Origin of the sequence: Pseudomonas sp. (genome assembly GCF_040514055.1) — a bacterium.
Classification (GTDB): Bacteria; Pseudomonadota; Gammaproteobacteria; order Pseudomonadales; family Pseudomonadaceae; genus Aquipseudomonas.
Genome location: NZ_JBEVDL010000005.1, coordinates 1 through 25,884, shown reverse-complemented (window position 1 = coordinate 25,884; position 25,884 = coordinate 1). Strand labels below are relative to the sequence as shown.

At 63.9% G+C, this 25,884-nt stretch carries 24 protein-coding genes and 1 pseudogene; 13 read left to right on the top strand and 12 right to left on the bottom strand.

The window, feature by feature from the left end; genetic code table 11:
- The first annotated feature begins 7 nt into the window (after nt 1–7).
- Nucleotides 8–922 (top strand): LysR substrate-binding domain-containing protein, encoded by a 915-nt coding sequence (locus ABWY06_RS01465; protein WP_353923782.1) that lies wholly within the window; start codon nt 8–10, stop codon nt 920–922.
- A complete protein-coding gene (locus ABWY06_RS01460; protein WP_353923781.1) occupies nt 919–1,269 on the top strand; it encodes an MmcQ/YjbR family DNA-binding protein in 351 nt (116 codons plus the stop codon). The genes ABWY06_RS01465 and ABWY06_RS01460 overlap by 4 nt, the downstream gene beginning before the upstream one ends.
- A gap of 110 nt (nt 1,270–1,379) precedes the next feature.
- On the opposite strand, the gene ABWY06_RS01455 is transcribed toward ABWY06_RS01460, so the two are convergent.
- Nucleotides 1,380–2,348: an alpha/beta fold hydrolase gene (locus ABWY06_RS01455; RefSeq protein ID WP_353923780.1), complete on the bottom strand. Its 969-nt coding sequence runs from the start codon at nt 2,346–2,348 to the stop codon at nt 1,380–1,382.
- A gap of 96 nt (nt 2,349–2,444) precedes the next feature.
- Nucleotides 2,445–3,275, bottom strand: a complete 831-nt coding sequence (locus ABWY06_RS01450) for an undecaprenyl-diphosphate phosphatase (protein ID WP_353923779.1) — start codon at nt 3,273–3,275, stop codon at nt 2,445–2,447.
- 246 nt (nt 3,276–3,521) lie between these two features.
- On the opposite strand from ABWY06_RS01450, the pseudogene ABWY06_RS25845 reads away from it, so the two are divergent.
- The 10 genes and pseudogenes from ABWY06_RS25845 to ABWY06_RS01405 form a co-directional block, all read left to right on the top strand.
- Nucleotides 3,522–4,298: pseudogene (locus tag ABWY06_RS25845) on the top strand (cache domain-containing protein); the annotation flags it as partial.
- A 123-nt stretch (nt 4,299–4,421) separates the two neighbouring features.
- Nucleotides 4,422–5,156: a methyl-accepting chemotaxis protein gene (locus ABWY06_RS25840; protein WP_502948132.1), complete on the top strand. Its 735-nt coding sequence runs from the start codon at nt 4,422–4,424 to the stop codon at nt 5,154–5,156.
- A gap of 7 nt (nt 5,157–5,163) precedes the next feature.
- A complete protein-coding gene (locus tag ABWY06_RS01440; protein WP_353923777.1) occupies nt 5,164–5,778 on the top strand; it encodes a hypothetical protein in 615 nt (204 codons plus the stop codon).
- Between the two features lie 77 nt (nt 5,779–5,855).
- Nucleotides 5,856–6,422 carry a nicotinamide riboside transporter PnuC gene (gene pnuC, locus ABWY06_RS01435; RefSeq protein WP_353923776.1) on the top strand — a complete coding sequence of 189 codons (567 nt, stop codon included), beginning with the start codon at nt 5,856–5,858 and terminating at the stop codon, nt 6,420–6,422.
- Complete coding sequence (locus ABWY06_RS01430) at nt 6,419–6,943, top strand: AAA family ATPase (RefSeq protein WP_353923775.1); 525 nt, start codon at nt 6,419–6,421, stop codon at nt 6,941–6,943. The genes pnuC and ABWY06_RS01430 overlap by 4 nt, the downstream gene beginning before the upstream one ends.
- Nucleotides 6,944–7,027: 84 nt before the next feature.
- Nucleotides 7,028–7,501, top strand: a complete 474-nt coding sequence (locus ABWY06_RS01425; RefSeq protein ID WP_353923774.1) for a hypothetical protein — start codon at nt 7,028–7,030, stop codon at nt 7,499–7,501.
- 15 nt (nt 7,502–7,516) lie between these two features.
- Entirely contained in the window at nt 7,517–8,119 is a 603-nt protein-coding gene (locus ABWY06_RS01420; RefSeq protein ID WP_353923773.1) for a hypothetical protein, read from the top strand.
- A gap of 713 nt (nt 8,120–8,832) precedes the next feature.
- Nucleotides 8,833–9,828 (top strand): GlxA family transcriptional regulator, encoded by a 996-nt coding sequence (locus ABWY06_RS01415; RefSeq protein ID WP_353923772.1) that lies wholly within the window; start codon nt 8,833–8,835, stop codon nt 9,826–9,828.
- 30 nt (nt 9,829–9,858) lie between these two features.
- Nucleotides 9,859–10,107 (top strand): DUF1272 domain-containing protein, encoded by a 249-nt coding sequence (locus ABWY06_RS01410; protein WP_353923771.1) that lies wholly within the window; start codon nt 9,859–9,861, stop codon nt 10,105–10,107.
- A 127-nt stretch (nt 10,108–10,234) separates the two neighbouring features.
- Nucleotides 10,235–11,407 carry an MFS transporter gene (locus tag ABWY06_RS01405; protein WP_353923770.1) on the top strand — a complete coding sequence of 391 codons (1,173 nt, stop codon included), beginning with the start codon at nt 10,235–10,237 and terminating at the stop codon, nt 11,405–11,407.
- A 41-nt stretch (nt 11,408–11,448) separates the two neighbouring features.
- Here the strand turns inward: ABWY06_RS01405 and ABWY06_RS01400 are convergent, their stop codons facing one another.
- The 10 genes from ABWY06_RS01400 to ABWY06_RS01355 form a co-directional block, all read right to left on the bottom strand.
- A complete protein-coding gene (locus tag ABWY06_RS01400; protein WP_353923769.1) occupies nt 11,449–12,405 on the bottom strand; it encodes a sensor domain-containing diguanylate cyclase in 957 nt (318 codons plus the stop codon).
- A 2-nt stretch (nt 12,406–12,407) separates the two neighbouring features.
- Nucleotides 12,408–13,412 carry a response regulator gene (locus ABWY06_RS01395; protein ID WP_353923768.1) on the bottom strand — a complete coding sequence of 335 codons (1,005 nt, stop codon included), beginning with the start codon at nt 13,410–13,412 and terminating at the stop codon, nt 12,408–12,410.
- A gap of 150 nt (nt 13,413–13,562) precedes the next feature.
- Complete coding sequence (gene nfuA, locus ABWY06_RS01390) at nt 13,563–14,147, bottom strand: Fe-S biogenesis protein NfuA (protein WP_353923767.1); 585 nt, start codon at nt 14,145–14,147, stop codon at nt 13,563–13,565.
- A 70-nt stretch (nt 14,148–14,217) separates the two neighbouring features.
- Entirely contained in the window at nt 14,218–15,237 is a 1,020-nt protein-coding gene (locus ABWY06_RS01385) for an acyltransferase family protein (protein WP_353923766.1), read from the bottom strand.
- A gap of 139 nt (nt 15,238–15,376) precedes the next feature.
- Entirely contained in the window at nt 15,377–17,674 is a 2,298-nt protein-coding gene (locus tag ABWY06_RS01380) for a fatty acid cis/trans isomerase (protein ID WP_353923765.1), read from the bottom strand.
- Nucleotides 17,675–17,868: 194 nt separating this feature from the next.
- Entirely contained in the window at nt 17,869–20,031 is a 2,163-nt protein-coding gene (locus ABWY06_RS01375) for an ATP-binding protein (protein ID WP_353923764.1), read from the bottom strand.
- On the bottom strand, nt 20,016–21,227 hold the full coding sequence (locus ABWY06_RS01370; protein WP_353923763.1) for a helix-turn-helix domain-containing protein: 1,212 nt from the start codon (nt 21,225–21,227) through the stop codon (nt 20,016–20,018). Before ABWY06_RS01370 ends, ABWY06_RS01375 begins: the two co-directional genes overlap by 16 nt.
- 117 nt (nt 21,228–21,344) lie before the next feature.
- Nucleotides 21,345–21,599, bottom strand: coding sequence for a hypothetical protein (locus ABWY06_RS01365; RefSeq protein WP_353923762.1), 255 nt, complete (start codon nt 21,597–21,599; stop codon nt 21,345–21,347).
- A 76-nt stretch (nt 21,600–21,675) separates the two neighbouring features.
- Nucleotides 21,676–22,632 (bottom strand): hypothetical protein, encoded by a 957-nt coding sequence (locus ABWY06_RS01360; protein WP_353923761.1) that lies wholly within the window; start codon nt 22,630–22,632, stop codon nt 21,676–21,678.
- Between the two features lie 66 nt (nt 22,633–22,698).
- A complete protein-coding gene (locus ABWY06_RS01355) occupies nt 22,699–23,436 on the bottom strand; it encodes a hypothetical protein (RefSeq protein ID WP_353923760.1) in 738 nt (245 codons plus the stop codon).
- 256 nt (nt 23,437–23,692) lie between these two features.
- Here ABWY06_RS01355 and metH point away from each other — a divergent pair.
- Nucleotides 23,693–25,884: methionine synthase (metH, locus tag ABWY06_RS01350; RefSeq protein ID WP_353923759.1), on the top strand; the 2,192-nt coding region annotated here is incomplete at its 3' end.

The window sequence follows — 25,884 nt, the reverse complement described above, 5'->3', positions numbered from 1 at the left end:
GAGCGCCATGCACGACCTCAACGACCTGTACTACTTTGCCAAGGTGGTCGAGCACGGCGGTTTTACCGCTGCCAGCCGCCTGCTGGGCATCCCCAAGTCGCGGCTGTCGCGGCGCATCGCCGAACTGGAAACCCGCCTGGACGTGCGCCTGCTGCAGCGCACCACGCGCAAGCTGGCACTGACCGACGTGGGCCAGCGGTACCTGCAGCACTGCCAGGCGATGCTGCACGAGGCCGAGTTGGCCGACGAAACGGTCACCCACCTGACCAGCGAGCCGCGCGGACGGCTACGGGTCTCCTGCCCTGTTGCACTGGCCCATACCCAGCTGCCGCAGATCATCAGCGACTTTATCGCACGCTATCCGCTGGTGCGCCTGGAGATGCTGCTGACCAACCAGCGGGTCGACCTGCTGGACGAGGCGGTGGACGTGGCCCTGCGCGTGCGCGGCGACGAGGACCAGGATCCCGCGCTGATCGCCCGCAAGCTGCACTACCCGACTCAGGCCCTGCTGGTCGCGGCACCCGCCCTGGTGCAGGGTCTGCGGCTCGAGACGCCGGACGATTTGCGCCAGGTGCCGGTGCTGGGTGCCGTGGAAGTGGATCGCCAGGTGCATCTGGCTTTTCAGAATGACCTGGGCCTGCGCCGCGAAGTGGTGCTGGAGCCGCGCCTGGGCATCGACGACTTTAGCGTGCGCAAGACCGCGGCCCTGGCCGGCCTGGGTTTCACCCTGCTGCCGCAGCTGCTCTGCCAGGCGGAACTGGACAACGGCAGCCTGATCCGCCTGTTGCCGGAGTGGGCGCTACCCAGCGCCCAGCTGCAGGCCGTCTATACCCACAGGCGCGGCATGCTGCCCGCGGTGCGTGCCTGGATCGAACACCTGAGCGAAGCATTTCGCGACGGCCTGCCCAAGGAGTGGAGATGAATTCCGAAGCCATTGCGATCTTTTGCCGATCCCTGCCCGGTGTCCGTGAGGACCTCAAGTGGGGCGACAACCGGGTGTTCTCCATCGCCGGCACCAAGATGTTCGCCATTCTGGATTTTCTTGGCCAGGACCTGGCGTTCAAGGTCGACGATGAGCTGTTTCTCGGTTTTGTCGAGCGTCCCGGCTTTCGCCCGGCGCCTTACCTGGCCCGGGCGCGCTGGGTCAGCCTGGCGCCGCCCTTCGCCCTGAGCGACGGTGAACTGCAGTCGCTGCTGACCCGTTCCCACCAACTGGTGGTCAAACGCTTGCCGAAAATCCGCCAGGTGGGATTGCTGCTGGACTGTTGAAACGGGCCAACAGGGATGGGCTGTCGCTGGACTGCACCGCGAGCTGGCCGATTGGCGGGCTGGCCGAGGCCGCCCTACCGCCTCGGACGGTGCTTTTCCTCGCGGTCAGGCTACGCCGGGTAGTGGCGGGCCAGAAACGCCAGCAGGTAGCCGTTAACCTCGGCGGCGGCCTCGTTCTGCAACCAATGCCCGGCATTGGCCAGCCGCTGCTGCAGCAGCCGGGGTACCCACTTGGGCATCTGCTCCAGGGTATAGGCCTCCAGCGTACCGACCGGGTCCCGTTCGCCCAGCAGAAACAAGGCGGGTTGTTCGATCGAGCGATCCTGCAGCGCCTCGGTGCGCTGCCAGTTGCGTTCGAAGTTACGGTACCAGTTCAGGGCGCCGTAAAACCCCCGGCCCTCGAAGGTCGCCAGCAGATGCGCGAACGCCTCGGCGTCACACCAAGACGGCAGCTGGCCGGGATCCTGCAGACCGTCGAACAGCCTCGCCCCGGCCGGTTTTTGCTGCAGAAAAAAATCCTTGGGCGCCGCGCCCGAGCAGTTGTGCAGCATCAGGCGCAGGGTGCGGGCGGGATCGGCGTCCATCTCCGCCTCCGCCACCCCCGGGGCCTGAAAATACAGGATGTAATGAAAGCCCTCGGCGTGGAACCGGCGCATGGTCTCGATAGCCGGCCGTTTTGGACGGCCGCCAAAGGGCACCGCCAGGCCGGCCACCGCCCTCACCCGCTGCGGCTCCAGCAACGCCAGGTGCCAGGCCACCGGAGCGCCCCAATCGTGGCCGATCACGGCCACCTCGCGCTGGCCGAGGGCATCCATGGCACCCTGGATATCGGCGCAGAGGGTGATCAGGTCATAGGCCGCCGGGTCAGATGGCGCACTGCTGCGGCCATAACCGCGCATCTCCGGCAGCCACAGGCGATAGCCAGCGGCCACCAGAGGCGCGATCTGCTGCCGCCAGGCGTGCCAGCATTCCGGAAAACCGTGCAACAGCCACAGCGGCCGAGCCGCAGATGGGCCGGCGCCGTAGAGGCTGAGGCGGATGCCGTTGACGTCCAGCAAACGATGATCGATACCCGGCATAAGGCGCTCCCGTTAAACCGGGCTCCACTGTGGCAGAGGACGCCCTGGCCCGCAGCCTTATGCGCCCGGCGAAGCTTGCCACATTGATCGCATCGATCAGGCCGTGGCCGTCGACCAGTCGATCAGGCCGAATTGCCAGGTGGCCAGAATCAACAGGCCAAAGGCGATCCGGTACCAGGCGAACGCGGCATAGCTGTGGCTGCCGATAAATTTCAGCAGCGCCCGCACCGCCAACATGGCGAAGACGAACGCCGTGACGAAGCCGATGGCGAACACCGCCAGGTCCCCCGGCTGGAACAACTCCCGGTATTTGTACGCCGAATAGACCGTGGCACCGACCATGGTCGGCATCGCCAGGAAAAACGAGAATTCGGTGGCCGCCTTGCGCGAGAGCCCGAAGACCAACCCACCGATAATGGTCGCGCCAGAGCGCGAGGTGCCAGGCACCAACGCCAGGCACTGGGTGCAGCCAATTTTCAGGGCATGCTGCCAGGTCATGTCGTCGACCGTTTCCACCTCGATCCGGTGCGTGCGCCGCTCGGCCCACAGCATGATCAGCCCGCCGATTACCAGGGCCACGGCAACCGTGATCGGGTTGAACAGATACTGGTGGATCGCATCGGCGAACAGTACGCCCAGCACCACGGCCGGAAAGAAGGCCACCAGCAGGTTGCCGGTGAACCGCTGCGCCTGGGGCTCGCGGGGCAAGCCCAGGACAATCTCGAGTATCTTCTGCCGGTATTGCCAGATCACCGCCAGAATGGCGCCCAGTTGGATGACGATATTAAAGACTTCAGCGCGTTTCCCGCCAAAACCTATCAGGTCGGCGACTATGATCTGGTGGCCAGTGCTGGAGATGGGCAAAAACTCGGTCAGGCCCTCGACTATGCCCAGTATCAACGCCTGGACGGCGACCCAGAATTCCATGCAGCTTCCCCCGTGGCGGTGCGCCTGCACCGTCCGACCTGTAACTGGTGATAGTCGTCCCTGGCGGGCGAGCAGCCCGGGTGACGGTGATGAGCGGGCAGTTTGCCCGCCCCGGCTCAGGTTTACCGGCGCCGGGCCGAAATGCTAACAGACAGCACCCCGCCCCTGCAGCCTTAACGCGAGGAAGCAGGAGCACCCGGGCCGGGCCGGCGTGCATTGCCATCACAACAATCCGCAGGAGTTGCCATGAACAGCCTTCGCTCCCTTCCCATTAGCCGGCGCCTGGGCCTGATCCTCGGCCTCTCGCTGCTGATGCTGGCCGCCCTCGCCGCCTTGATGCTGCAACAGATCCACGGCGGCCTGTATGCCGCCAAGACCCAGAAGACCCAGCACCTGGTGGAGAGCAGCCTCGGCGTGTTACAGCATTTTCAGGCCCTGGAAGCGGCCGGGACCCTGAGCCGCGCCGACGCCCAGGCACAGGCCATGGCCCTGATCAGCGGCCTTCGCTACGCCAAGACCGAGTATTTCTGGATCAACGATCTGACGCCGACCATGCTGATGCACCCGACCAACCCCAAGTTGGTGGGACAGAACCTGTCCGGCTTCAAGGACCCGGATGGTAAGCCGTTGTTCAATGACATGGTTGACCTGGCACGCAGCCACGGCGCCGGCACGGTCGCCTACCGTTGGCCAAAGCCCGGCGCCACCGATCCGGTGCCCAAGGTTTCCTACGTGGCGCTGTTCCAGCCCTGGGGCTGGATTCTCGGCTCGGGCGTGTACCTGGATGACGTGCAGGCCGAATTTCGCGAGCAGGCGCTGCGGGCCCTGTTGATCAGCCTGGCCATCGCCGTGCTGATGGCGCTGCTGGTGACCCTGATCGCCCGCAGCATCGTTCGCCCCCTGGGCGACGCGGTCAATGCCATGGCCAGCATCGCCAGCGGTGACGGCGACCTGACACTGCGCCTGGACACCCATGGCCGTGACGAACTCACGGCGTTGGCCGAGCATTTCAATGCCTTTACCGCCAAATTGCGCCACCTGATCGGTCAACTGCTGGAGGCTGCGGGCACCCTGGACCAGTCGGCCCACGCCCTGGGTGGCAACGCCAGCCAGGGGCAGCAACACAGCCGGCAGCAGGCACAACAGATGGAACTGGTGGCCAGCGCCATCCACCAGATGACCCAATCGGTACAGGACGTGGCCAGAACGGCCGAGCAGGCCTCCACGCAAATGCAGGATGCCGAGGAGCAAGCCAACCGCGGACAACAGAACATCGAATCCAGTTTGCGGCAAATCGACCAGTTGTCCGGTACCATTGCCAAGGCCGTGGAGGTGATCGAGAAACTGGCCGGTGAAAGTACGCAGATCGGCAGTGTCCTGGAAGTCATTCGCACCATCGCCGAACAGACCAATCTGCTGGCGTTGAATGCCGCCATCGAAGCAGCACGCGCGGGCGACCAAGGGCGAGGGTTTGCGGTGGTGGCCGATGAGGTTCGCTTGCTCGCCCAACGTACCCAGCAGTCGACCGCCGAAATCCACAGCATGATCGAGCGCTTGCAAGGCAACTCGGAGGCCGCGGTCAAGGTGATCAATGACAGTAGCCGGGCTTCCCAGCTCACCGTCGACCAGGCCCGTCAGGCCGGCGACAGCCTGGTGCAGATCAGCCAGGCGTTACGTAGCCTGAGCGGATTGAACGCGTCCATCGCCAGCGCCACCCTGCAACAGGCGCATGTGGTGGAGCATATCAATCAGAATGTAACCCAGGCCGCCGACCTGGCCCGGGAAAACGCCCAGGCCGCCGAGCAATCCAGCGGTGCCAGCCAGCACCTGGGCCAGCTGGCGGCCCAGTTGAATCGTTTATTGGGACAATTTCGCGTATGAACATTGCATGAGTGGCATGGAACACCAGGAAGTCGATCTGGCCCGTCCGCAGAATCAGGACCTGATCTGGGATCTGGACAGTATCGCCCGGCGCGAACTGGCCGAACGTTTTATCCGCCTGTTCGAGAACCGCCTGTGCGTGTACTCCGAGTCGGTGCGCCAGCTGTACACCAACTACAACCTGCATTTCCCTACGGACCTGGGCCGCAAGATGGTGGTGCTGCCCAACCCCTATGCCTTCCATGACACCCTGCACGGCATCGACGCCTTTGCCATCCGCCGCACCGGCCTGTGCGTGCTGCCAGGGGTGGTGCTGGGCAAACCCGGGCTGCTGTTGGCCAGCGAAATCAAGGACGGCGGCCCGGCGCCCAAGACCATGGCGTTCAAACCGGCGCTGGCGCAGATCATCAGCAACCAGAAGAAGATCGGCGACGTGTTCCTGCCGATCATGATGAAGGGCGATTTGCGCGAGTTCGACCAGCAGATGCCCTATATCCACCTGCATCGCCTGCAGGTGCAAAAACTCGAACACCTGTCGACCTTCGAGCGCGACGACATCCAGCAAACCATCACGCGCAAGCTGCTGGTGCTGTATCGCCAGGCGGACAGCCTGATCTGTTGACCGGTACCCGATAAGCAAAACGCTACACTTGCCCCGTTGTTTCAGCATGCCGCGCATCGTCGCGGCCGAGGACCCGCATGTCACCGCTCGAACTTTTCGCCGCCGTGCTGGGCGTAATCGCCGTCTGGCTGACGCTCAAGCAGAACCCCTGGGGCTGGCCGATCGGCCTGGTGATGGTGGTGATTTATGGCTGGATTTTCTTCGACGCGAAGCTGTATTCGGACATGTTGCTGCAGGGCGTCTTCGCCGTGCTGCAGCTGTACGGTTGGTGGCAGTGGACCCGCGGCGGCCAACAGCACCATGGGCGCCAGGTCAGCCACCTGCAGGCCTCCGGCTTGCTGCTGAGCCTGGCCTTGGGTGCTGCCGGCAGCCTCGGCCTGGGCTACCTGATGGCCACCTACACCGATGCCGCGGCGCCCTGGCTGGATGCCACGCTCGCTGCGTTCAGCCTGGTGGCGCAGGTCTGGATGGCGCAGAAGCGGTTGGAATGCTGGCCGCTGTGGGCCGTGTTGGACCTGCTCTATGTGGGCCTTTATGTGCACCGGGACCTTATCCCCACGGCGGTGCTCTATGCCCTCTTTACCCTGTTGGCGTTGAAAGGCTGGCAGCACTGGCGGCGCGATCCGGCGGTGGCCGCCGCGTGAAGGTACTGGTGCTGACCGGGCCGGAATCCAGCGGCAAAAGCTGGTTGGCGCGGCTGATCCAGCAACATTTCGGTGGCCTAGTGGTCGGCGAATACGTGCGCCACTTTATCGACCAGGTGCGGCGCGACACCTGCTATGGGGATATTTCCACCATCGCCCGCGGCCAACTGGCCTGGGAGGACGCGGCCCGTGACGCGCAGCCGGCGCTGCTGATCCTCGACACCCACCTGCTGAGCAACCTGTTGTGGAGCCGCCTGCTGTTCGGCGAATGCCCGGCCTGGATCGAACCGGCGTTGCTGGCCCGCCGCTACGACCTGCACCTGTTGCTCGATCCGGCGGATGTGCCCTGGATCGACGATGGCCAACGCTGTCAGCCACACCTGGCCGAACGCCAGGCCTTCCACCAGGCGTGCCAGAGCTGGCTGCAGGCACAGCGGCAGGTTTTCGAGCCGCTTGGCGGCGACTGGGACACCCGTCGCCAGGCGGCATTCGACTGCGTGGAGCGCTGGCTGGCCGGTTGAACCCTGTTGCCGTCGAACGGGCCCTGGTGCGCCGGCGTGATGCTGCTACGCTGGATTGAACCCTGGCGCCACGAAGGAGCATCCATGCCTCGACTCTCCCAACTTGTCCTTCCTTTCCTTCTGCTGGCTGGCTGCACAGGCCCCGGCTATTTCGAACCCATACCCCCGAGCAGCCCGGACCTCGCCACCCTCTATCTGTTTCGTCCCAAAGCTGACAATCCCGGTAGCCAGCCCCTGCGCTTTTCCTATCCGGACGTGCTGCTCGATGAGCAGAGCATCGGCACCCTCGAGTTCAATGCCCATCGTCGGGTGGAACTGCAACCGGGTCGTCATACCCTGCGTATCACCGGTCTGACCCGCCAGGCCAAGTGGGAACCGCACGATATCGAGCAAAGCTTCAGCGTCGCCCCCGGCGAGGTCAAATACCTCAAGCTCGACGTACGCTTCAATATGAAAGAAATGACCCTTATCACCCCCAGCTACCTGATTCACCTGCGGCCGATGGAACCTGAAGAGGCCGTCTACGAAATTCGCACCACTGACTTGCAACAACCCTGACGCAAGGAGCTGACCATGAATGCACCGCGTATCGCCACGTTATCGCTGGCCGCAGCGATGATGCTGGGCTGCCAAAGCAAGGGAAATGACGAACTGAGTACCGAGTACGACCGCACCGAGGCGTACGCCGTAGGGGTCCCGGGCGGTGCAGTGGCTGAGACCGAAGAGTTGACGGCAACAGTAATCGCCGTGGACCTGGCCCAGCGCAGCTTCACCCTAAAGGATGACCTGGGCAACAATCGCACCTTCCACGCCCCTGCAGAGATGCAGAATTTCGCTCAGTTGAAGGTCGGTGACAGGGTTCGGGCCAAGGTTGGCCTGGAGCGCATCGTCTACCTGCGCAAACCCGGCGAAGTCGCCAACGACGGCGCCGCCGGGATCCTGGCAACCGCGCCGGAGGGCGGCAAACCCGGCATGCTAGCAGCCGATACGCTCGAGATCAGCGCCCTGGTCAAGTCCATGGATACCAGGCTGCGAACCGCTACCCTGCAGATGGCGGACGGCAGCGAGCGCACCATCAAGGTCCGCCCGGATGTGGAGATGAAGGACGAGTACCTGGGGCGTCAAGTAGTGTTGCGCATGACTTCCGCCTTCGCGGTTCAGGTCGAACCGCAGTAAGGTTGCTATAGCCAATACTCGCCCCGCCAGGTGGCTGCTTGCGCAGCCGACTGGCGGGGCCACGTGCAATTCCTCGCCTGGTCAGACAGCCGCCATGTATCGGCGCAAAGGGTTAGCCAGCGCCTGCCGTCCGCCTGGCTTTCCCGTCTTTACGGAAACGACGCTGAATCAATAGCCCCCCCCCGCATACCCGCGCAGGCCGCTAGCCGGATACCTCCGCGCGCCTGGCTTTCTCGCCTTCGCGGGAATGACGCTGAATTTATAGACCCCGTGATACCCGCGCAGGCGGGTAGCCAGTCCTGACGGCGCGGCGGCTCCAGCGATTGCCAGCGAGAGACGGTCGAGGTGGACCCGTTTCCCGGTACACCCAAATACCTGGACTCCCGCCTACGCGGGAATGACGGAAGGGAATCTTCGCGGGGCTGGCGAATATGAGTCATCGAAGCAATGCCGTCAGCGCGCCCGCGCGAACCTGTCCAGACGCATTGCCCTCATACCCCGTCCTACCCGCGCAGGCGGGTATCCAGTGACTGCAGCGTGACTGGGTGCGGAAAAGACCAGCCATCCCCCGGATCGCCCTCTGGCGACTAATTCCTCTAACGCGCACGCCTTTCTCTCCTTTGGAAAAAAAAAATGGCCATATCCGTGGGATCCATGTCCTTGTTGCCAATCTATCCAGGCGACACACTGGATGCCTGATCCACGAGGTGGTTATGAACACGCTGAAAACCGTCGCCTGCCTGCTGTACCCGGACGTGATGAGCCTGGACCTGACGGGTCCGCTGCAGGTCTTTGCCTCCGCCAATGTCGAGCGGCAACGCCAGGGCTTGCCGGCCGCCTACCGGGTGTTGGTGCTGGGCAGCGAAGCTGGGCCGATGGCCACTTCAGCCGGGTTCCAACTGATCGCCGAACAGGCCTGGTCGGAGACGGACCCGGACTCGCTGGACACCCTGCTGATCCCCGGTGGTCTCGGCGAGCAGCGGCAGTGCCAGGACGCCGCCTTGCTGGCCTGGCTGCGCGACGCCGAGCCCCGGGTCCGGCGCCTCGGTTCGGTCTGCTCCGGCGCCATGATCCTGGCCGCCGCCGGCCTGCTGGACGGCCGTCAGGTAACCACTCACTGGGCCGATGTGCACACCTTGCGTCAGGGCTATCCCGCCGTGCAGGTGCTTGACGACCGCCTGCACACCTATGACCCCAGCGGCCGGGACGGCGACGGTCATGTCTTCACCTCCGCCGGGGTGACTGCGGGCATCGACCTGGCCCTGGCGTTGGTCGAGGCCGACCTGGGGCGCCCGCTGGCACTGGCGGTGGCGCGCCGCCTGGTGATGTTCCTGCGCCGTCCGGGCGGCCAGGCGCAGTTTAGTGCCTGGCTGACGCCCGAGCCGCAACGCATTCCGCGCCTGGCCAGCCTGCTGGAGTGGATCCCGGCGCACCTGGGCGACGACCTGTCCCTGGATGCCTTGGCTGCGCGGGTCCATATGGCACCGCGCAGCCTGTCGCGGTTGTTTGTCCGCGAGCTGGGCATGGGCCCTGGACGCTATGTGGAAAAGGTACGTCTGGAGGCGGCTCGCCTGCTGTTGCAGGACGCCCAGGTATCGGTGAGCAGCGTGGCCCGGCTGACCGGCTTCGGTCACCCGGAAAACCTGCGCCGCAGCTTTCACAAACACCTGTCGGTCAGCCCGCAGGAATACGCCGAGCGGTTCGGTTGAACCGCTTCAATCACCCCAAGGAGAAACCCCATGCTGCAACTACGCCCCGGTTGTGAATGCTGTGACCGTGACCTGCCCGCCGATTCCACCCTGGCGCGCATCTGCACCTTCGAGTGCACCTTCTGCGTCGACTGCGCCGAGCAACACCTGGCCGGCATCTGCCCCAACTGCGGCGGCGAATTGCTGACCCGTCCTCGCCGCCCCGTCGCCAAGCTGGATAAATTCCCCGCCTCCACCGAGCGGGTGTTCAAGCCGGCCGGTTGCGCCGCCAAGGCCTAACGCACGTGGGCATGCCCCGGGGCATGCCGATCATCCTTCCCCTGCCCAACCGCGCCCAGCCAACGGGCGCGAACGGGCGCCCCTGGCCATGCACAGGTCAGGTCTTAGCTGCTGAAACGGAGCGAGCATGCTGCTGCGAAACCCTTACATTGTCCTGCTCGCCGCCGCCCAGGCCCTGTACTGGTGCTGTTCATTGATCGGCATCACCCTGACCGCCCTGGTGGGCCTGCAATTGGCGCCGAGTAACGCGCTGGCCACCCTACCCTTGGCCCTGCTGGTACTGGGTGGGCTGCTGACCGTGCAACCCTTGTCGGCCTTGATGCAGCGCCATGGGCGCCGACCGGGCCTGCTGCTCGGCGCTGGCGCCGGGGTACTGGGCGGCCTGCTTAGCGCCCTGGGGGTCTGGTTGGGGGACTTTGGCCTGTTCTGCCTGGGCGCTCTGCCGATCGGCAGCTACCAGGCCTCGGCCATGTATTACCGCTTCGCGGCGATGGACGCGGTCAGCGTGGCGCAACGTGGTCGCGCCGCCGCCTATGTGATGGGTGGTGGCGTGCTGGCGGCGTTGTTGGCGCCCAGCCTGGCGCTGGTTTCGCGCAATGCCCTGGCCACGCCCTTTGTCGGCGCCTATGCACTGATCGCGCTGCTGGCCCTGTGCGGCGCGGCGTTGCTCAACTGCCTGCCGGCCCAGGCCGCCAGCAGCGTAGCGAGCGGGCCCCGCATCGCCCTGGCCAGCCTGCTGGCACGCCCCACAGTGCGCCTGGCCCTGCTGACCACGGCGGTCGGCCACGGACTGATGATGCTGGTGATGAACGCCACGCCCCTGGCCATGAGCCTGTGCGGCTTGTCCATCGAGGCCGGTGCGCAGGTGATCCAATGGCACCTGCTGGGCATGTTCCTGCCCGCCTTTATCGCCGGTCCGCTGGTGGACCGCCTCGGCAGTCGGCGCATCGCCCTGCTCGGCAGCCTGGTCCTGGCGCTCAGTGCGGCGGTGGCCATGACCGGCCTGGGGCAGGCGCAGTTTTTACTGTCGTCGTTTCTGCTGGGCCTGGGCTGGAACCTGATGATGATCGCCGGGACCACCCTGCTCGCCGCCGGCCACAGCGCCGAGGAGCGCGGACAGGCCCAGGGCCTGATGGAGCTGGGCAACGGCAGCGTGGCGGCCCTCGGCTCCTTTGCCTCGGGGGTGCTGATCACCGGTCTGGGCTGGAATGCGGTGAATATCGGCATGCTGCCGTTGCTGCTGCTCGTGGTGCTGCTGATGGCAGGGGTGGCGCAGTCGCGGGTGTCGCAGCCCAACTGAGCCTCTGCGGTGCGATTCGGAGGTCCAAGGGCCTTTGGACACTAACCGGTATAAAAACTGACCTGGTTGCGCCCACCCTTTTTCGAGGCGTACAAGGCCTGGTCGGCCCGCTCGATCAACTGCTGGTATTGTTCGGTCGGCAGGCTGAGGTCCGCCACCCCGAGGCTGACGGTAAAGGGGATGGTTTGGCCTTCGTAGGTGACCAACAGCGCCTCGATGCGTTTGCGCAGCCGTTCGGCAAACAGCCCGGCGCCGGCGCTGTCGATGTCCGGCAGCAGGATCACGAACTCCTCGCCGCCGTAACGCCCGGCATAGTCGGTGTCGCGCACCTGTTCACGCACCACCTCGGCACAGGCCTGGATCACCTGGTCGCCCGCCGGATGCCCATAGGTGTCGTTGACCTTCTTGAAGTGGTCGATATCGAACATCACCAGGGCCGCGCTGCTCTGGTAGCGGCGATGGCGAGCATATTCGTGTTTCAGGCATTCCTCCCAGTAACCGCGGTTGCTCAAGCCGGTCAGCCGGTCGGTACGCGAGAGCTGTTGCAGTTGCAGGTTAACCGTTTGCAACTGCTGCTTGTTGACCGCCACATTGGTCACGTCGTAGATGATCAGGCAGATGTGCTCAATCGCACTGTTGGTGGCCTGCAGCGGCAACATCGTGGTGTTCTGGAACATGAACTCCTCCTGCCCGGTGATCGGCTGGTAGTTCTTGAACCGCACCAGGTAAGGCCGCTGCTCCCAAATGGTGAACGCGGGGGTGCCCAGGGTGATGACACTTTCCACCTTGTGCCGAAACCACTCCTGGTCAACCTCGGGAAACAGGCTAAAGAACGACTGCTGATGCACCTCGTTGGGCGGACGTCCGGAACGGTTCTCCATAAAGGTGTTCCAGACCTGCACGCGGTACTGGCGGTCCAACACCACCACCCCGACGTCGATGCTCTGCACGATTGCCAGCAGCCAATGGAATTCGTTGAAATCCAGGTTATCGCTCATGCTCAATTCATCAGGTAATCAAGTTTATTGGACAGCAGCGCCACCGAGTCTTCGGTGAACAGCAACAGCAGGTCGAAATGGATATTGTGCCCTTCGATGCTGTAGCTGACTTCCACCGCCAGGGTGTTCTTCCACCGTGGTCGGTTCAGCCGGATCAGCTCCTCGATCGAGGCGTGCTCGCCCAGTACCATCGGGTGGCTTTGGGAGAACTTCACGTCGATCTGCCCGGCGATGCCGCTCAGGCAGGCGCCGATCAGCACGGTCGAAAGGTCCAGCAGCATCTCCATCTCGGCGTAGTCCTGGGACGACCAGTGCATCAGCTGGGCCATGGCGCCGACTTCCGAATCATGGAAGATCAGCAAGGCTTCGCCGGCAATGCCGCCGCCGATAAAGCCCTGGCAGACTGCAGTCAGGCCGTCGCCGCGCTGGGCGTCAGCCAGAGCCATGTGCAACTCGCCGACCTCGAACAGGCTGACATTCGGCAGCGGCAACTGCACGAAGACCCCCAGCACACGGGCCAGCAGCGCCGCGGCGCGGCCCATGGCGACATTGATCACCTCGCGAAAGGCATCGGGAAAGCTGATGCGCAGTTCGTCTTCTGGCGCCCGCGGCGCAGCGACCGCGCTGGACGCAGGCGACTCGAGCAAGCCCAGGCGCATCAGGGTCGCTTCCAGCAAGGCCGGGTCCGCTGGCTTCTGCACGAATGCCAGCGCCCCCAGTTGCTCGACCCGCTGCACCGCCTGCTCCTGCACATCGCCGGACACCACGATGATTTTGCAGGCCAAGCCTTCGGCGCGCACCGCCGCCAGCACCTCGTAACCGTCCATTTCCGGCATCGTCAAGTCGAGCAGCATTACATCGGTACGGCCCTGGCGCAGAATCGCCATGGCCTCCAGGCCGTTGGCCGCCTGTTCGATGCTGACCGGCCAATGGGCGGGCAAGGCGCGCAGCAATTGCTTGCGGGCCATGTTCGAGTCGTCACAGACAAGCAGGGAGCTTAGGGTCATGCACACCACATCGGTTGTGTTGATCGGACCACCGGGCTTTTCTCGGCCATTGTTCGCGCAACGGACTGGCGAATCCGGACGCTTGTAGCATTAAGACGAAAAAAGGCGGCCATCGGCCACCTTTTTTAGCAGCAAGTCCTCGACACCGGCTTAGTAATACGCGTTTTCCTTGTTGCTGTGGTCGGTGACGTCCCGCACGCCCTTGAGTTCGGGGATACGCTCGAGCAGGGTCTTTTCGATCCCCTCCTTGAGGGTCAGGTCGACCTGACCACAGCCCTGGCAGCCACCGCCGAATTTCAGCACGGCAATGCCATCGTCGACCACATCAATCAGGCTGACTTCACCGCCGTGACCGGCCAAACCTGGATTGATTTCGGTCTGCAGGTAATAGCTGATGCGTTCGTTGATCGGGCTGTCGGCATTGACCATGGGCACCTTGGCGTTTGGTGCCTTGATGGTCAACTGGCCGCCCATGCGGTCGGTCGCGTAGTCGACCACCGCGTCGTCGAGGAAGGCCTCGCTGAACGCGTCGATATAGGCGGTGAAACTCTTCAGGGCCAGGGCCGTGTCTTCCGGTTTTTCTTCACCGGGTTTGCAATAGGCGATGCAAGTCTCGGCGTACTGGGTTCCCGGCTGGGTGATAAAGACCCGGATGCCGATGCCCGTGGTGTTCTGCTTGCTCAGCAGATCGGCCAGATAGTCCTGGGCCGCTTCGGTAATGGTGATGGCGCTCATGTCGACTCCTCGCAAACGTACCCGCAGTTTACGCCAATAGACCCCGGGCGACAAAACCCTAGTAATTTAGTCAGGAAAGTAGCGCCTGTCGGGCCGTGACTGCCGGTTCCAGCCGGGCACGCATGGCACGGTACAGGCGCTTCTCCAACCACTGGTAACTCAGCCAGGCCGCCAGCAGAATCACCAACAGGCAACCGAGAATGACCGGCGTCGCGGGCAGGCCAAAGCGGTTGCACAGGTAAAAACCCGCTGACAACACCAGCCCATGCAACAGGTACACCGAATAAGACCAGTCACCCAGGACTTTCAAGGGTCGTATGCCACTGAAATACGGCTCCAGCGCCAGGCAGGCAGCCACAATCGCCGCGCTGGGCAGCCCCCAGTGCAACAGGCGCAGGCTGGAATCGAAGTGGTACAACGCCGCCATCGCGCCCAACAGCACCACCAGCGGGCCACGAACGCCCTGGCCGATCCAGCCGCGACGGTAAGCCATGCCAATGGCCACCCCCAGCAGAAACTCGAAAACGATGGGGTTGGCATAGAACGCGCTGATCAAGCCCGCCGGGGCCAGCACCTGGCTCATCAACCCCAGCACCGTGGCCAAGGCCAGCAGGCGCTGACGCACCGGCAACCCTAACAGCAGCGCCAGGCACAGGTAAAAGAGCATCTCGTAATTGAGTGTCCAGCCCACCGCCAGCGTCGGGTAAAGCCCGAAGCCGGCGGGATGCTCGGCGGGCAGAAAAAATAGCGACTGGACAAAATGGTTGAACTCGAACGCCTGGCCCGGCAGCAGGCTGGGCGCCTGCACCAGCAGCAACGCCGTGAGCACGGTGTAAAACCAGTAGGCCGGGACAATGCGCATGACCCGGTTGGCCAGGAATGACCCGGCGCTGACGTCGGTCTTGCGTGTGGAGAGGTAGATCACCACCCCGCTGATGACAAAAAACAGGTCGACCCCGACGGCGCCTTTTTCGATAAACAGGCGCCCCCAAAAGCCCTCACCCTTGAAGTCGAAAAAGATCTGCATCACGTGATGCATGACCACCGTCCAGGCCGCCACTGCCCGTAATGCCTGTAGCGAAATCAGCATGGTCCCGGGTTCCCTGATTGCCGCCGATGCCGATCCGCATCGCGCCGTTACGACCTCGAGGCCGCAACGCTGGGCCTCGCTCTACAAGCTCCGACCCGGGGAGCGGGCAAAAGGTCGAAAAAATTCCAGCCAGCGGCTTTCAGAGATTCTGATAACGGTTCATATCCAATACCCCGGCTTCCACCGGCTCGGTCTCACGCAGGTAACTCGACAGGTCGTGGAAGTAGAACCAGAACTGCGGATGACTGCGACGCACGCCCCAGCGTCGCACCAGCCGGTCGAAGGCACCCGGGTCGCGGGCCTGTTCCAAGGCCGCGACGAATGCCGGCGCCTCCTCGGCCTTAAGGTTAAAAATGAAATTCGGGTAGCTGGTCATGACCCCCGGATAAACTGTCAGGCTGTCCAGCGTCGGCTGGTAACGCAACGCTTCGCCCATCATAAACGCCACGTTGCTGTGCGCCCGATTGCGCAGCAGGCTGTAGACCTCGCGGGAGCCATCGGCCAGTTCCAGGCGCAGCAAACTGGCTTCCGGCAGATGCTCGATCACCTTCAGCGCGCCGGCGGGCTGGCCGGCCAGACGGCTCAGGGCCTGCTCGGCCTGCTGCACCACCGGCGCCATGCCCGGGCGGTAACAATGGGCGCTGATGCAGCGGTTAAGCGGGTCTCGGGCCGCGTCAAGGTTCCCGAAACGTTGCAGTAGCTCCCGAGCGAACGCCGGTTTCGGTTTATCTTCGGGCAATGCCAGCCCGCTTGGCGTCTCACTGTCTATGTCCTCATAGCCGATCCATATCTTCAGCTGGCCAGCACGCTGGTACCAGTCAGCGAGAATCTCACGGCGCGAACCGGCCGGCATCAGCCGCAGGAAGTTCTGCTCGGCGCCGTTACGAATCAGGTCGAAATACAGGCGGGTCTGGGCCTGATGCGACACGTTGCCGTAGACATCGAAGTTCACCACCAATTGGTAATAGGTGCGTTCGAACAGCGGGTAGTCGAACCACCAGAGGGTCTGGGGAACTTCGCCGATCAGGCCCTTGCGCACCTCGGCGCTGTCGAAATGGCGAAAAATCGACAGCAGGGCGTTGTCGTTGCCCGCCCAGATATGCGACCAATCCGGTCGGGGACCCTGCGCATAGGTGGCGCTGCGCAGGGTTTCGTAGGCGTTGCGCTTGTCCCGGTAGGCGCGCCACAAGGCCGGTAAGCTGGTCAGTTGATCGAGCTGGCCGGGCATGGCCAGCAAGGGCGTGACTTCGCGGCGGTACCGGGCATCGGTGACGTAGCGGTCCTGCTGCGGGGCCTGGAAAAAGGTCCAGAAATGGTCGTGGATCACGTCGGTGGCGATCTGACCACGGCAGACCGGGCCGCGGATAAAGGTGCGCACGAAGTACTCTGCGTTGTCCAGCATAAACTGGTAACGGGCCTCAGGCGGAATGGCGGCAAAGGTCTCGAAGGGATTGGCGCGCTGATGCACGCCGTAGCCGGGCACCTGGGGGGCCTGCCAGTCGCCGCTGAAAAACAGGCTGCGTACCCGCGCCAGCTTGGCGGCGCTTAGGGGATAAGTGATATGGGTCTTGTGTACGATCACGCCCTGGACCGGCCATAGCCGGTAGTAGAACTGCGGACCCGGATCGTCGTTGGGCCGGCGGCTGGCGATCGGCTCGATCGGCTGGCCACTGGGGGTCCGCGAGCGCACCAGCTGGAAGAACTGGCCGGGTGCGCCGCCTGCGCCCGCGGCGTCGTCCTGGAAATACAGGTGAGCCAGGAACAGGTGTTCGTACAACCAGCGATTGACCAGCGCCTCGCGCGCGCCCGGCGCATTGAGTAGGCGCTCCCAGTCGGCCACCTGGCGACGGGCGGCCGGGCTCGGCTGCGGCGCCTGTTCGTCCACCGGCGCACCGGCGGCGAGCCAGGCCTGCAAGGTTCGGTACTGCGGATCGCTCAAGCCAGCCACCGCCAGCGGCATGCCCTCACCAGGACGCGTGGCCGCATACGCGTCGAACTGCTCGGGGCGCGGGCACTGATTGGCGCGGGCGATCCCCAGTTCGATCGCGGCGGGCACCTTGGCATGGGCGGGCAGCGGCTGCTGGCGCCCCAGTTCGAGCATGCGCGCCATCAGGGCGGCCTGGCCATTGCGTGCGTCCAGGACACTGAAAAACCCCTTGCGCCGCCACGCTGCCGGACCTTGGGCGTCGAGGAACAAACGGCTGGTCGACTCTGGCTCGGTGCGCCCGCCGTCGTATACCGGCGTCGGGTTGGCGCCCCGCTGCGCACCTTCCCCGCTGCCGAGGTTCAGCTGGCACGGGGCGTCATAACAGGCATGGCAAGCCAGGCATTTCTCGGTGAGGATCGGCTGCACATCGCGGCTGTAGGACAACGGCGCGGCCCACAGGCCTTGCCCAGGTAGCAGCAGTAAGAGCGCGCAAACGATGCGATTCGGCATGGCGGGCACCTGACGGGTTTTTGCGCCAGTGTAGCGTTACCGCCCGCGGCGTAGCGAACCGCATCGAAGCGGTGCTATCCAGGGTCCTAGGCCGATCATTAACCAGGCTTCCAGCACGGCACCCATGCAAGGGGGACAATATGGCAACGGCACCTCGCAGAACCCCTCCGGAATATTCGGCCACATATCGCAGGTCACGACCGGCCAGGGGCCGCCGCGGTCTCGCTCAGTTCCTGGTGCAAAAACAGGCCCAGCTCGCCCGGCTCGAATTGCTGAACGAACAAGGGAATGGCGAAGCCATACAGGTCCTGCTCGCGTTTGAGCACAAAGGCCAAGGTCAAGCGCGACAGCGAACGCTTCAGGGCGTCCACCCCGACCGTGATGCGATGCTGCTCGAACAGCAGGACCAGATCCGCCAGGCGCGTACGCCCATGGCAGGCGGTGTAATAGACGATGACGCGGTCGAGACGGCTGGCGGCTTCGTCGTGGACCAGCTGGCCCCAGCCGGCCAGGGCATCCTGCACCGCATGGGACGCCAGCGCCTGGGCCAGGTGCTGTTTGCCGATGAGGCGCTCACCGGGCTTCAACGCTTCCAGGCACTCCTGGCAGATGATCGCCACCAGGTTGGCCCGCTGGCCACTGGCCTGGACCAGTTGCTCGACCAGCCCCGGGTCGCCAAACGCCAGCCGCAGCCGCGCCAGCGGTACCGTGGCCAACTCACGGCAGGCCTCCGGTTCCAGGCCGCCGATGGTGATCACCTCACCGAAGTTGCGCAGGGGCGACTGATAGTCCAATACCGCCGTGGCATACAGGTCCCAGAAGCCGGCGAGCATAAACCAGCAGCGACCCTCTTCACTCAGGGCGCGCAAGGTCGACAGTTGTCGATAGCCTTGCTGCGCTTCATCCCGAAAGAACAGGTCGGCTTCGTCGATCAGCAGAAACAGACGCTTGCCGGCATGGGCCTTGCCGAGGTGAGTGACCACCTGTTCCAGGGGGGTCTCGGCCGGCAGGCCAAACTGCAGGGCCAGGCGCGGCGCCAACCGATGGTCACGCAGGGACACGTAGTGGCAGACGATGTGCGGGTGACCTTGCAAGCGGCGCTGCACCGCCTTGAGCAGGCTGCTCTTGCCCAACTGGCGGCCGCCCACCACCAGGTAATTGCTCGGCTCACGGTTCAGCACCCGCGCCAGGGTCTGGGTACGACCAAAAAACGCGCCGTCCCGCGCCACACCACCCCGAGTTTGGTAGGGTGAGATCCGGGTCAGACGCAACTGGGCGGCCAGCAGACGAAGAAACACCTCGACGGGTTTACGCGCGAGCAACCAGCGGGTTTGCGCCTGGGCATCCACCAGTACGAACAGGTTCGCCGGATCCGCGCAGAACTCCGCCAGGGCCTCGCTGTGCTCACCGGCGATCACCAGCATCACGTCCAAACCGGTCTGGGCCGCGCGCAGGTGCTGCACCACCGCCTCGGCGGCCAACCCCTCGGTCGCCTGGTACACCAGGCAGCGGTCCAGGCCTACCGGCAGATCAGCGGAAAACAGCCACTCCTGGACCTGACCCGGCAGCGCCCAGCCGCCGCTGGCCTGGCAACGAGCCCCCACCCGCAAGGCCAACACCCGGCTACGGGTATCGGCGGGCGCCCCCAGGTAATCGAGCGCGCCTTGCCAATCGATGGGCAGGATGCCGGCGGCTTGCAAGGTAACCTTCTTGCGACCCAACAGGCCCAGCACCCGGTCCAGTTGGGTCAGCAAGAAATAAGGTTGCTGCAACAGGCGACTCGGCTGGCGCTGGATGGGCAGTATCAGCGGATGGCGGTACAGCAGAAACATCGCGGCGATCACCGCCGACAACAGCAGGATGACTAGCCAATACCAGCCACTGTTGCCACCCGGGATCGGCAGGGCTTCGCTGCGGCAATTGACCGGCAGGTAATGCAACGGCACGGCGGGGACGCCCTGACTGCACTGCCAGGTGCCGCTACGGGGGTTCATGTCGAGAATCATCTGCGTGCCCCGGGCGTCGCCCAGCAGATCCAGGTCGCGCATGGTGAAGCTCAAGCGATAGGGCGACGGGGAACGCACCACCACCAAGGCCTGGGGCATATGGGATTCGAACTCGCTCAGGTCGGCGGGCCACTTTTCCGTCTGCGCCACCGAATCTTGCAGCAGCATGCGCCACTGGTTCACCTCGGCCCAGACATTGGTCATGCTGGCCACTCCCAGCACGCCGCCGCGTGTCACGGGGTTGTACAGCGGCATAAACAAGGCGGTAAAGCCGAACGCCACTACCACCCCGATCAAGATCAAACGCCCCCATAAGCTGCCGAATAAATTGCCGATCAATTCTCGCAACATGCGTCCACTACCTGGCGTCCCGCATTACGTACGACATCACTACGCCATTGCAGGCGCGCCGCGGTGCCCTCCCCCCGGACCGTCAGCAAGTTGCTCCAGAACAAGCGACGCAGATCATGATCCTGCAAATACGGCCGCGCACGCCCCAGGTCCTCGGCCTTGAGCAATTCAGCCAGTCGAGCACGTCCCTCGGCGGTTTCACTCATCGGTAAAAACGCCTGCCACAGTCGGGCGCTGCCGGCCAGGAACGCGGCCAGGGCCGCCCCACTGGCAGCGGATTCAGGGTGGTCAGCCAGCCACTGCAGCCCCTCCTCCGCCAGGGCCGGGTGACCGCCACTGTGCTCCAGCAACAGCGCCAGGTGCCCGGAACTGAAGCGTTGCCCCGGGCAACGGCGTTGGCCAATCAACAGCAAGTCGCTTTCAGTCAATTCGGGCCAGTGATTGACCTGGGCGATATTCAACAGCGACAGATCGCCACTGCGGTACTTGAGATCGGCCAGCCCCTCCCCACCACAGAGCAACAGGTGCAGACGCCCGCTGTGCATTTCGCTGAGGCTGCGCAGGATACCGGCCAGGGTTTCGCGCAGTTGCGTGGTGCCTTGCTCGAACCGGCTGACCAGGCAAAAAATCCGCTCGCCCGCCAGCAAGCGTTGCTCCAGGGCCGACTCGAACTCGTAGTCGGAGGCGACATCGCTGAATCCGCATTGACGGCCAATGGCCGCGAAATAATTGGCACTGGCGGTGCTGACGCTGTAGGGCGGCTGGATATGCAGTACCGCGCGCTCGCCATACAGGCTGCGGGCACGTTCGAGCAGCTCCTGGCGAAACGGCGGTTGGCCCCAGTGCGCCTGGGCCAGCAGCAGACTGATGGGATAGGGTCGCAAGTTGCCCAGTTGCTCGAACAACCCGTCGATATAGCTGGAAAACGGGCACTCGCTGGAGCTGGACTCCAAGGGATACTCCAGTTCGAACCCGGCGGCACCGAACAGGCGATTGGTTTCGGCTTCAGTCAGGCGCAGATAGCGGGCGCAATCGATCAATCGATTGCGGTTCTTGGGGCTGGGCAGCGACAGCCCGTTACGCCAGTTATTGACCGCCTCGCGGCTGATGCCAATTTCCGCGGCTACCCCCGCTGCGCTGGCGCGGATACGGCGCATGTACAGGACCAGCAATTGGGCGAACAGGTCGGTGCTCATGGCAGGTTATACCCGGAGGAGTCGATTCAGGGAAAAGGCGCACGGCCAACGGCAATGGCCATACGCAGGCGCGGAATATACCGGGCCTGCAGGGATCTTTCAGCGCGCTGGCAGCACTCAGAAACAGAACAGCTTGATGTTTTCCTTGGTGTCCTCGATCACCTCCCGGGCCCGCTCCTTATCCATCTTGCGCACTTCACCGGTAAGGGGGTTGATCCCCATCACCCCTTCGCGCTGGTATTTCTTCAGCCGCTCCCGGTACTCCTTGCAGGCCTCCTTGCGGTCTTCGTGGGAGTCCTGCGCCTGAGCCACCGGGGCCAGTACCGCCAATACCATCATCGATGCCAGCCACGCGCACGCCTGCCGTTTCATAGTTATCTCCTGTGTGAGGGGTGTTATTGGGTGGGTCCGCGGCACCCGAGCGGGCAAGCGGTTTGAATACAGGCTGTCAAGCGAGCTGAATATCCAGGCAGAACGCGATACAGGCCAGGGCCAGCCGCTCTTCCTTGCTGATCTTGCTGCCAAAGCCGAAAAAGCCGCCGGACGCTTCGGCGATGTCCTGGCCTACCTGGAACAACGCGCGTTTGAACGCCTCGGCCTGGGGTAGCGGCATCCGGCTGTCGACGATGCCGCGTATTATTGTCAATTCGGCGGCAAAATTCAGCCGTTTCTGAGTCAAAGTGCCAGCAAGGGCCGGGATATCGCTGATGATATTGGTGATGATGCGGGTCAGCAGCGGATTGCTGTAGCGCGCGCTGTTCGACAACAACTTGCCGAAGGCCAGCAGCTCTTTCTTGTCGATGCGACCGTCCGCCGCCGCCACCAGGAAGAACACCAGGAACGGCGCCATCTTCAAGGCTTCGAACTCCTCGCCGCTGAACGCGGTGTTTTCCTCACCCGCGTGGTCGGCACTGACTCCCGCCTCCTCGATATAGTGACGATGCCAGAGCGCCGCCGCGTCTTCATGGGCATCACGACCGTCGAAGAAGGCTTCGGTGCAGCGCGCCAGGCCCTCGCCGTCAATGGCTTCGCAGTCCATCACCTTGAGCCGGTGGACGGCAAAGCCCTGGGGGTGATTGGCGTTGCGATAGGGAATCAGGTACTGCAGGGTTTTCCCGGCATGTTCGGCAAAGCGGATATCGACGATCAGGCAATCGGTACGACCCGTCTCCAAAGTGACCAGGGCATCCTTGATAAACACCACCCCGCGGTCGTCGGCGTCGAATTCTTCCAGGTACTGCGCCCCGCGGGCCATGGCCTCGACCGAGCCCATGGCCAGGCGCAGCAGGCTTCGACGGCCATCGGCCTTGAGCTTGCCCACAATGGGCACGAGGATCTCGCCCGAGGCAACGCCCGCCACGGCGTGCGCCGCGCAATACCCGGCCATTTTCATCACAGTGTCCATACAGCGCTCTCCGCATAGGGGTTACTTAACGTTTTCAACGGCCCAGGTACCGGCACGGCAGGCCGCTCAACGGCCAGCTGCTACTTCGATGCCCAGATGACGCGGCAGCCGCTCGCACGCCTGGTCGAGCGCCTGCCGGCTGGCCCCGTGGAGGAACAACCCCGTGCTCCCGTGAATCTGCAGCAGCGCTTCGCACTCGAAAAAGCCGAGGAACAGGTTGCCGGCGCTGTCGTAGCCGAGCATCGCCGAGGCCATCTTTTCTTCGTTGCTCCGGGGTTCGTCGCGATAGCCGATGCCGCAGGCGCTGTAAAAACGCACGAAGTTGTTCCACAGCAGATGCGCCAAGGCCCGCTCCCCCATCGGCTGGTAGCAGTCGAGCTGGTCGCCGGCGGGGACCAGGACGTAGACCTCGCCCTGCCCGACCAGCGCCTGTACCAGGTGCAGATCATCCTTGTGGCGCGCCTCAAGCCAGTCACTCACGGAGCGTCCCCGGCAGCGCGCAGCGCCTGCCGCACCGGTGCTGTAACTGGACACCCGCTGGTAAAAATCGGTGAGCAACGACAGGTCGCAATCATCCGCACGCGCCAGGTGCACGCTTTCGAAGGCCTCGTCCGACTGCTGGCTCACCAGGCTCCAGAGGCTCGACCGTGCAAGCTGTGCCACGTAGGGCGGCAGCTGGCTCGCGGCCCGTGCGCGAAAGTGTTCGTCGGTAAGCGGGCGCGAGGGCTGAATGTCCGGCTCGTCGCCGTGATCCTGCTCGACGAGGTCCAGCATCAAGGCAATCAGTTCGTTGTGCAGGCTCATGGAAGAGTTCTTTGTTTAACCAGGGACGGCGCCCAGTGTCGGCGATTGACCGCAGCCTGGCAGCCCCACGGGTTGTCAAGCCGCCGACGGTGGCACTGGACAAGGCGTCAAGTGCCCCCCAGAGGGGTGCCGCGAACCCGCCATCCACCCATACGGTCAAGATGAATGAATTTCATATAAAACCGCGCCTGCTGCAAAACCGTGCAGCTTTGTTATTATCACGCCCTCTGTTCCGGTTCTTTTGAGTAGTCACGCCATGTCCCAGCGCCTGATCGATCCCAGTGCCCGCCTCCACGCCCTGCAGCACGCCTTGCAGGAACGCATCCTGATCCTGGACGGCGGCATGGGCACCATGATCCAGAGCTACAAGCTGGAAGAGGCCGACTACCGCGGTACCCGCTTCGCCGACTGGCCACAGGACGTCAAGGGTAACAACGACCTGTTGATCCTCAGCCGCCCCGACGTGATCGGCGCCATTGAAAAGGCCTACCTGGACGCTGGCGCCGATATCCTGGAAACCAATACTTTCAACGCCACTCGGGTGTCCCAGGCCGACTACGGCATGGAGTCGCTGGTCTACGAGCTGAACCTGGAAGGCGCGCGCCTGGCGCGCCGGGTGGCCGATGCCAAGACCCTGGAGACCCCGGACAAGCCGCGTTTCGTCGCCGGCGTGCTCGGTCCGACCAGCCGCACCTGCTCGTTGTCGCCGGACGTCAACAATCCGGGGTACCGCAACGTCACCTTCGACGAACTGGTGGAGAACTACAGCGAGGCCACCCGCGCCCTGATCGAGGGCGGTTCCGACCTGATCCTGATCGAGACCATCTTCGATACCCTCAATGCCAAGGCGGCGATCTTCGCCGTGCAAGGGGTCTACGAGGAGCTGGGAGTCGAACTGCCGATCATGATCTCCGGCACCATCACCGATGCCTCGGGCCGCACTCTCTCCGGCCAGACCACCGAGGCCTTCTGGAACTCGGTCAGCCATGCCCAGCCGATCTCCGTGGGCCTGAACTGCGCGCTGGGAGCCAAGGAGCTGCGCCCCTACCTGGAGGAGCTGTCGGACAAGGCCGATACCCGGGTCTCGGCGCACCCCAACGCCGGCCTGCCCAATGCCTTTGGCGAGTACGACGAAAGCCCGGCGGAAATGGCCCTGGTGGTCGAGGAGTTCGCCGCGGCGGGTTTCCTCAATATCGTCGGCGGTTGCTGCGGCACCACCCCGGCACATATCCAGGCGATCGCCGAGGCGGTGGCCAAGTATCCGCCACGGGCTATCCCGGAGATTGCCAAGGCCTGCCGCCTGTCCGGCCTGGAACCCTTCACCATCGACCGTGACTCGCTGTTTATCAACGTCGGCGAGCGCACCAATATCACCGGCTCGGCAAAGTTCGCCCGCCTGATTCGTGAAGACAACTACACCGAAGCCCTGGAAGTCGCCCTGCAGCAGGTCGAAGCCGGCGCCCAGGTGATCGACATCAACATGGACGAAGGGATGCTCGATTCGAAGAAGGCCATGGTGACCTTCCTCAATCTGATTGCCGGTGAACCGGACATCTCCCGCGTCCCGATCATGATCGACTCCTCGAAGTGGGAAGTGATCGAAGCCGGCCTCAAGTGCATCCAGGGCAAGGGCATCGTCAACTCGATCAGCATGAAAGAAGGCGTCGAGCAGTTCATTCATCACGCCAAACTGTGCAAGCGCTACGGCGCTGCCGTGGTGGTGATGGCGTTCGATGAGGCCGGTCAGGCCGACACCGAAGCGCGCAAGAAAGAAATCTGCAAACGCTCCTACGACATTCTGGTCAACGACGTCGGCTTCCCGCCGGAAGACATCATCTTCGACCCGAACATCTTTGCCGTGGCCACCGGTATCGAAGAACACAACAACTATGCCGTGGACTTCATCAACGCCTGCGCCTATATCCGCGACGAGCTGCCGTATGCGCTGACCTCGGGCGGCGTGTCCAACGTGTCGTTCTCGTTCCGTGGCAACAACCCGGTGCGCGAGGCGATTCACTCGGTATTCCTGCTGTATGCGATCCGCAACGGCCTGACCATGGGTATCGTCAACGCTGGCCAGCTGGAGATCTATGACCAGATCCCGGCCGAACTGCGCGATGCCGTCGAAGACGTGATCCTCAACCGCACCCCGGAAGGCACTGACGCCCTCCTCGCCATCGCCGACAAGTACAAGGGCGACGGTAGCGTCAAGGAAGCCGAGACCGAAGAGTGGCGCAACTGGGACGTCAACAAGCGTCTGGAACATGCGCTGGTCAAGGGCATCACCACGCACATCGTCGAAGACACTGAAGAATCGCGCCAGTCGTTCGCGCGTCCGATCGAAGTGATCGAAGGTCCGCTGATGTCCGGCATGAACATCGTTGGCGACCTGTTCGGCGCCGGCAAAATGTTCCTGCCGCAGGTGGTGAAATCCGCCCGCGTGATGAA

What these genes read in the sequence shown, in the direction of transcription:
- ABWY06_RS01465 (WP_353923782.1), top strand. Translation starts at nt 8, where the DNA reads ATGCACGACCTCAACGACCTGTACTACTTTGCCAAGGTGGTCGAGCAC.
- ABWY06_RS01460 (WP_353923781.1), top strand. Translation starts at nt 919, where the DNA reads ATGAATTCCGAAGCCATTGCGATCTTTTGCCGATCCCTGCCCGGTGTC.
- ABWY06_RS01455 (WP_353923780.1), bottom strand. Translation starts at nt 2,348, where the DNA reads ATGCCGGGTATCGATCATCGTTTGCTGGACGTCAACGGCATCCGCCTC.
- ABWY06_RS01450 (WP_353923779.1), bottom strand. Translation starts at nt 3,275, where the DNA reads ATGGAATTCTGGGTCGCCGTCCAGGCGTTGATACTGGGCATAGTCGAG.
- ABWY06_RS25840 (WP_502948132.1), top strand. Translation starts at nt 4,422, where the DNA reads ATGGAACTGGTGGCCAGCGCCATCCACCAGATGACCCAATCGGTACAG.
- ABWY06_RS01440 (WP_353923777.1), top strand. Translation starts at nt 5,164, where the DNA reads ATGAGTGGCATGGAACACCAGGAAGTCGATCTGGCCCGTCCGCAGAAT.
- pnuC (WP_353923776.1), top strand. Translation starts at nt 5,856, where the DNA reads ATGTCACCGCTCGAACTTTTCGCCGCCGTGCTGGGCGTAATCGCCGTC.
- ABWY06_RS01425 (WP_353923774.1), top strand. Translation starts at nt 7,028, where the DNA reads ATGCCTCGACTCTCCCAACTTGTCCTTCCTTTCCTTCTGCTGGCTGGC.
- ABWY06_RS01420 (WP_353923773.1), top strand. Translation starts at nt 7,517, where the DNA reads ATGAATGCACCGCGTATCGCCACGTTATCGCTGGCCGCAGCGATGATG.
- ABWY06_RS01415 (WP_353923772.1), top strand. Translation starts at nt 8,833, where the DNA reads ATGAACACGCTGAAAACCGTCGCCTGCCTGCTGTACCCGGACGTGATG.
- ABWY06_RS01410 (WP_353923771.1), top strand. Translation starts at nt 9,859, where the DNA reads ATGCTGCAACTACGCCCCGGTTGTGAATGCTGTGACCGTGACCTGCCC.
- ABWY06_RS01405 (WP_353923770.1), top strand. Translation starts at nt 10,235, where the DNA reads ATGCTGCTGCGAAACCCTTACATTGTCCTGCTCGCCGCCGCCCAGGCC.
- ABWY06_RS01400 (WP_353923769.1), bottom strand. Translation starts at nt 12,405, where the DNA reads ATGAGCGATAACCTGGATTTCAACGAATTCCATTGGCTGCTGGCAATC.
- ABWY06_RS01395 (WP_353923768.1), bottom strand. Translation starts at nt 13,412, where the DNA reads ATGACCCTAAGCTCCCTGCTTGTCTGTGACGACTCGAACATGGCCCGC.
- nfuA (WP_353923767.1), bottom strand. Translation starts at nt 14,147, where the DNA reads ATGAGCGCCATCACCATTACCGAAGCGGCCCAGGACTATCTGGCCGAT.
- ABWY06_RS01385 (WP_353923766.1), bottom strand. Translation starts at nt 15,237, where the DNA reads ATGCTGATTTCGCTACAGGCATTACGGGCAGTGGCGGCCTGGACGGTG.
- ABWY06_RS01380 (WP_353923765.1), bottom strand. Translation starts at nt 17,674, where the DNA reads ATGCCGAATCGCATCGTTTGCGCGCTCTTACTGCTGCTACCTGGGCAA.
- ABWY06_RS01375 (WP_353923764.1), bottom strand. Translation starts at nt 20,031, where the DNA reads ATGTTGCGAGAATTGATCGGCAATTTATTCGGCAGCTTATGGGGGCGT.
- ABWY06_RS01370 (WP_353923763.1), bottom strand. Translation starts at nt 21,227, where the DNA reads ATGAGCACCGACCTGTTCGCCCAATTGCTGGTCCTGTACATGCGCCGT.
- ABWY06_RS01365 (WP_353923762.1), bottom strand. Translation starts at nt 21,599, where the DNA reads ATGAAACGGCAGGCGTGCGCGTGGCTGGCATCGATGATGGTATTGGCG.
- ABWY06_RS01360 (WP_353923761.1), bottom strand. Translation starts at nt 22,632, where the DNA reads ATGGACACTGTGATGAAAATGGCCGGGTATTGCGCGGCGCACGCCGTG.
- ABWY06_RS01355 (WP_353923760.1), bottom strand. Translation starts at nt 23,436, where the DNA reads ATGAGCCTGCACAACGAACTGATTGCCTTGATGCTGGACCTCGTCGAG.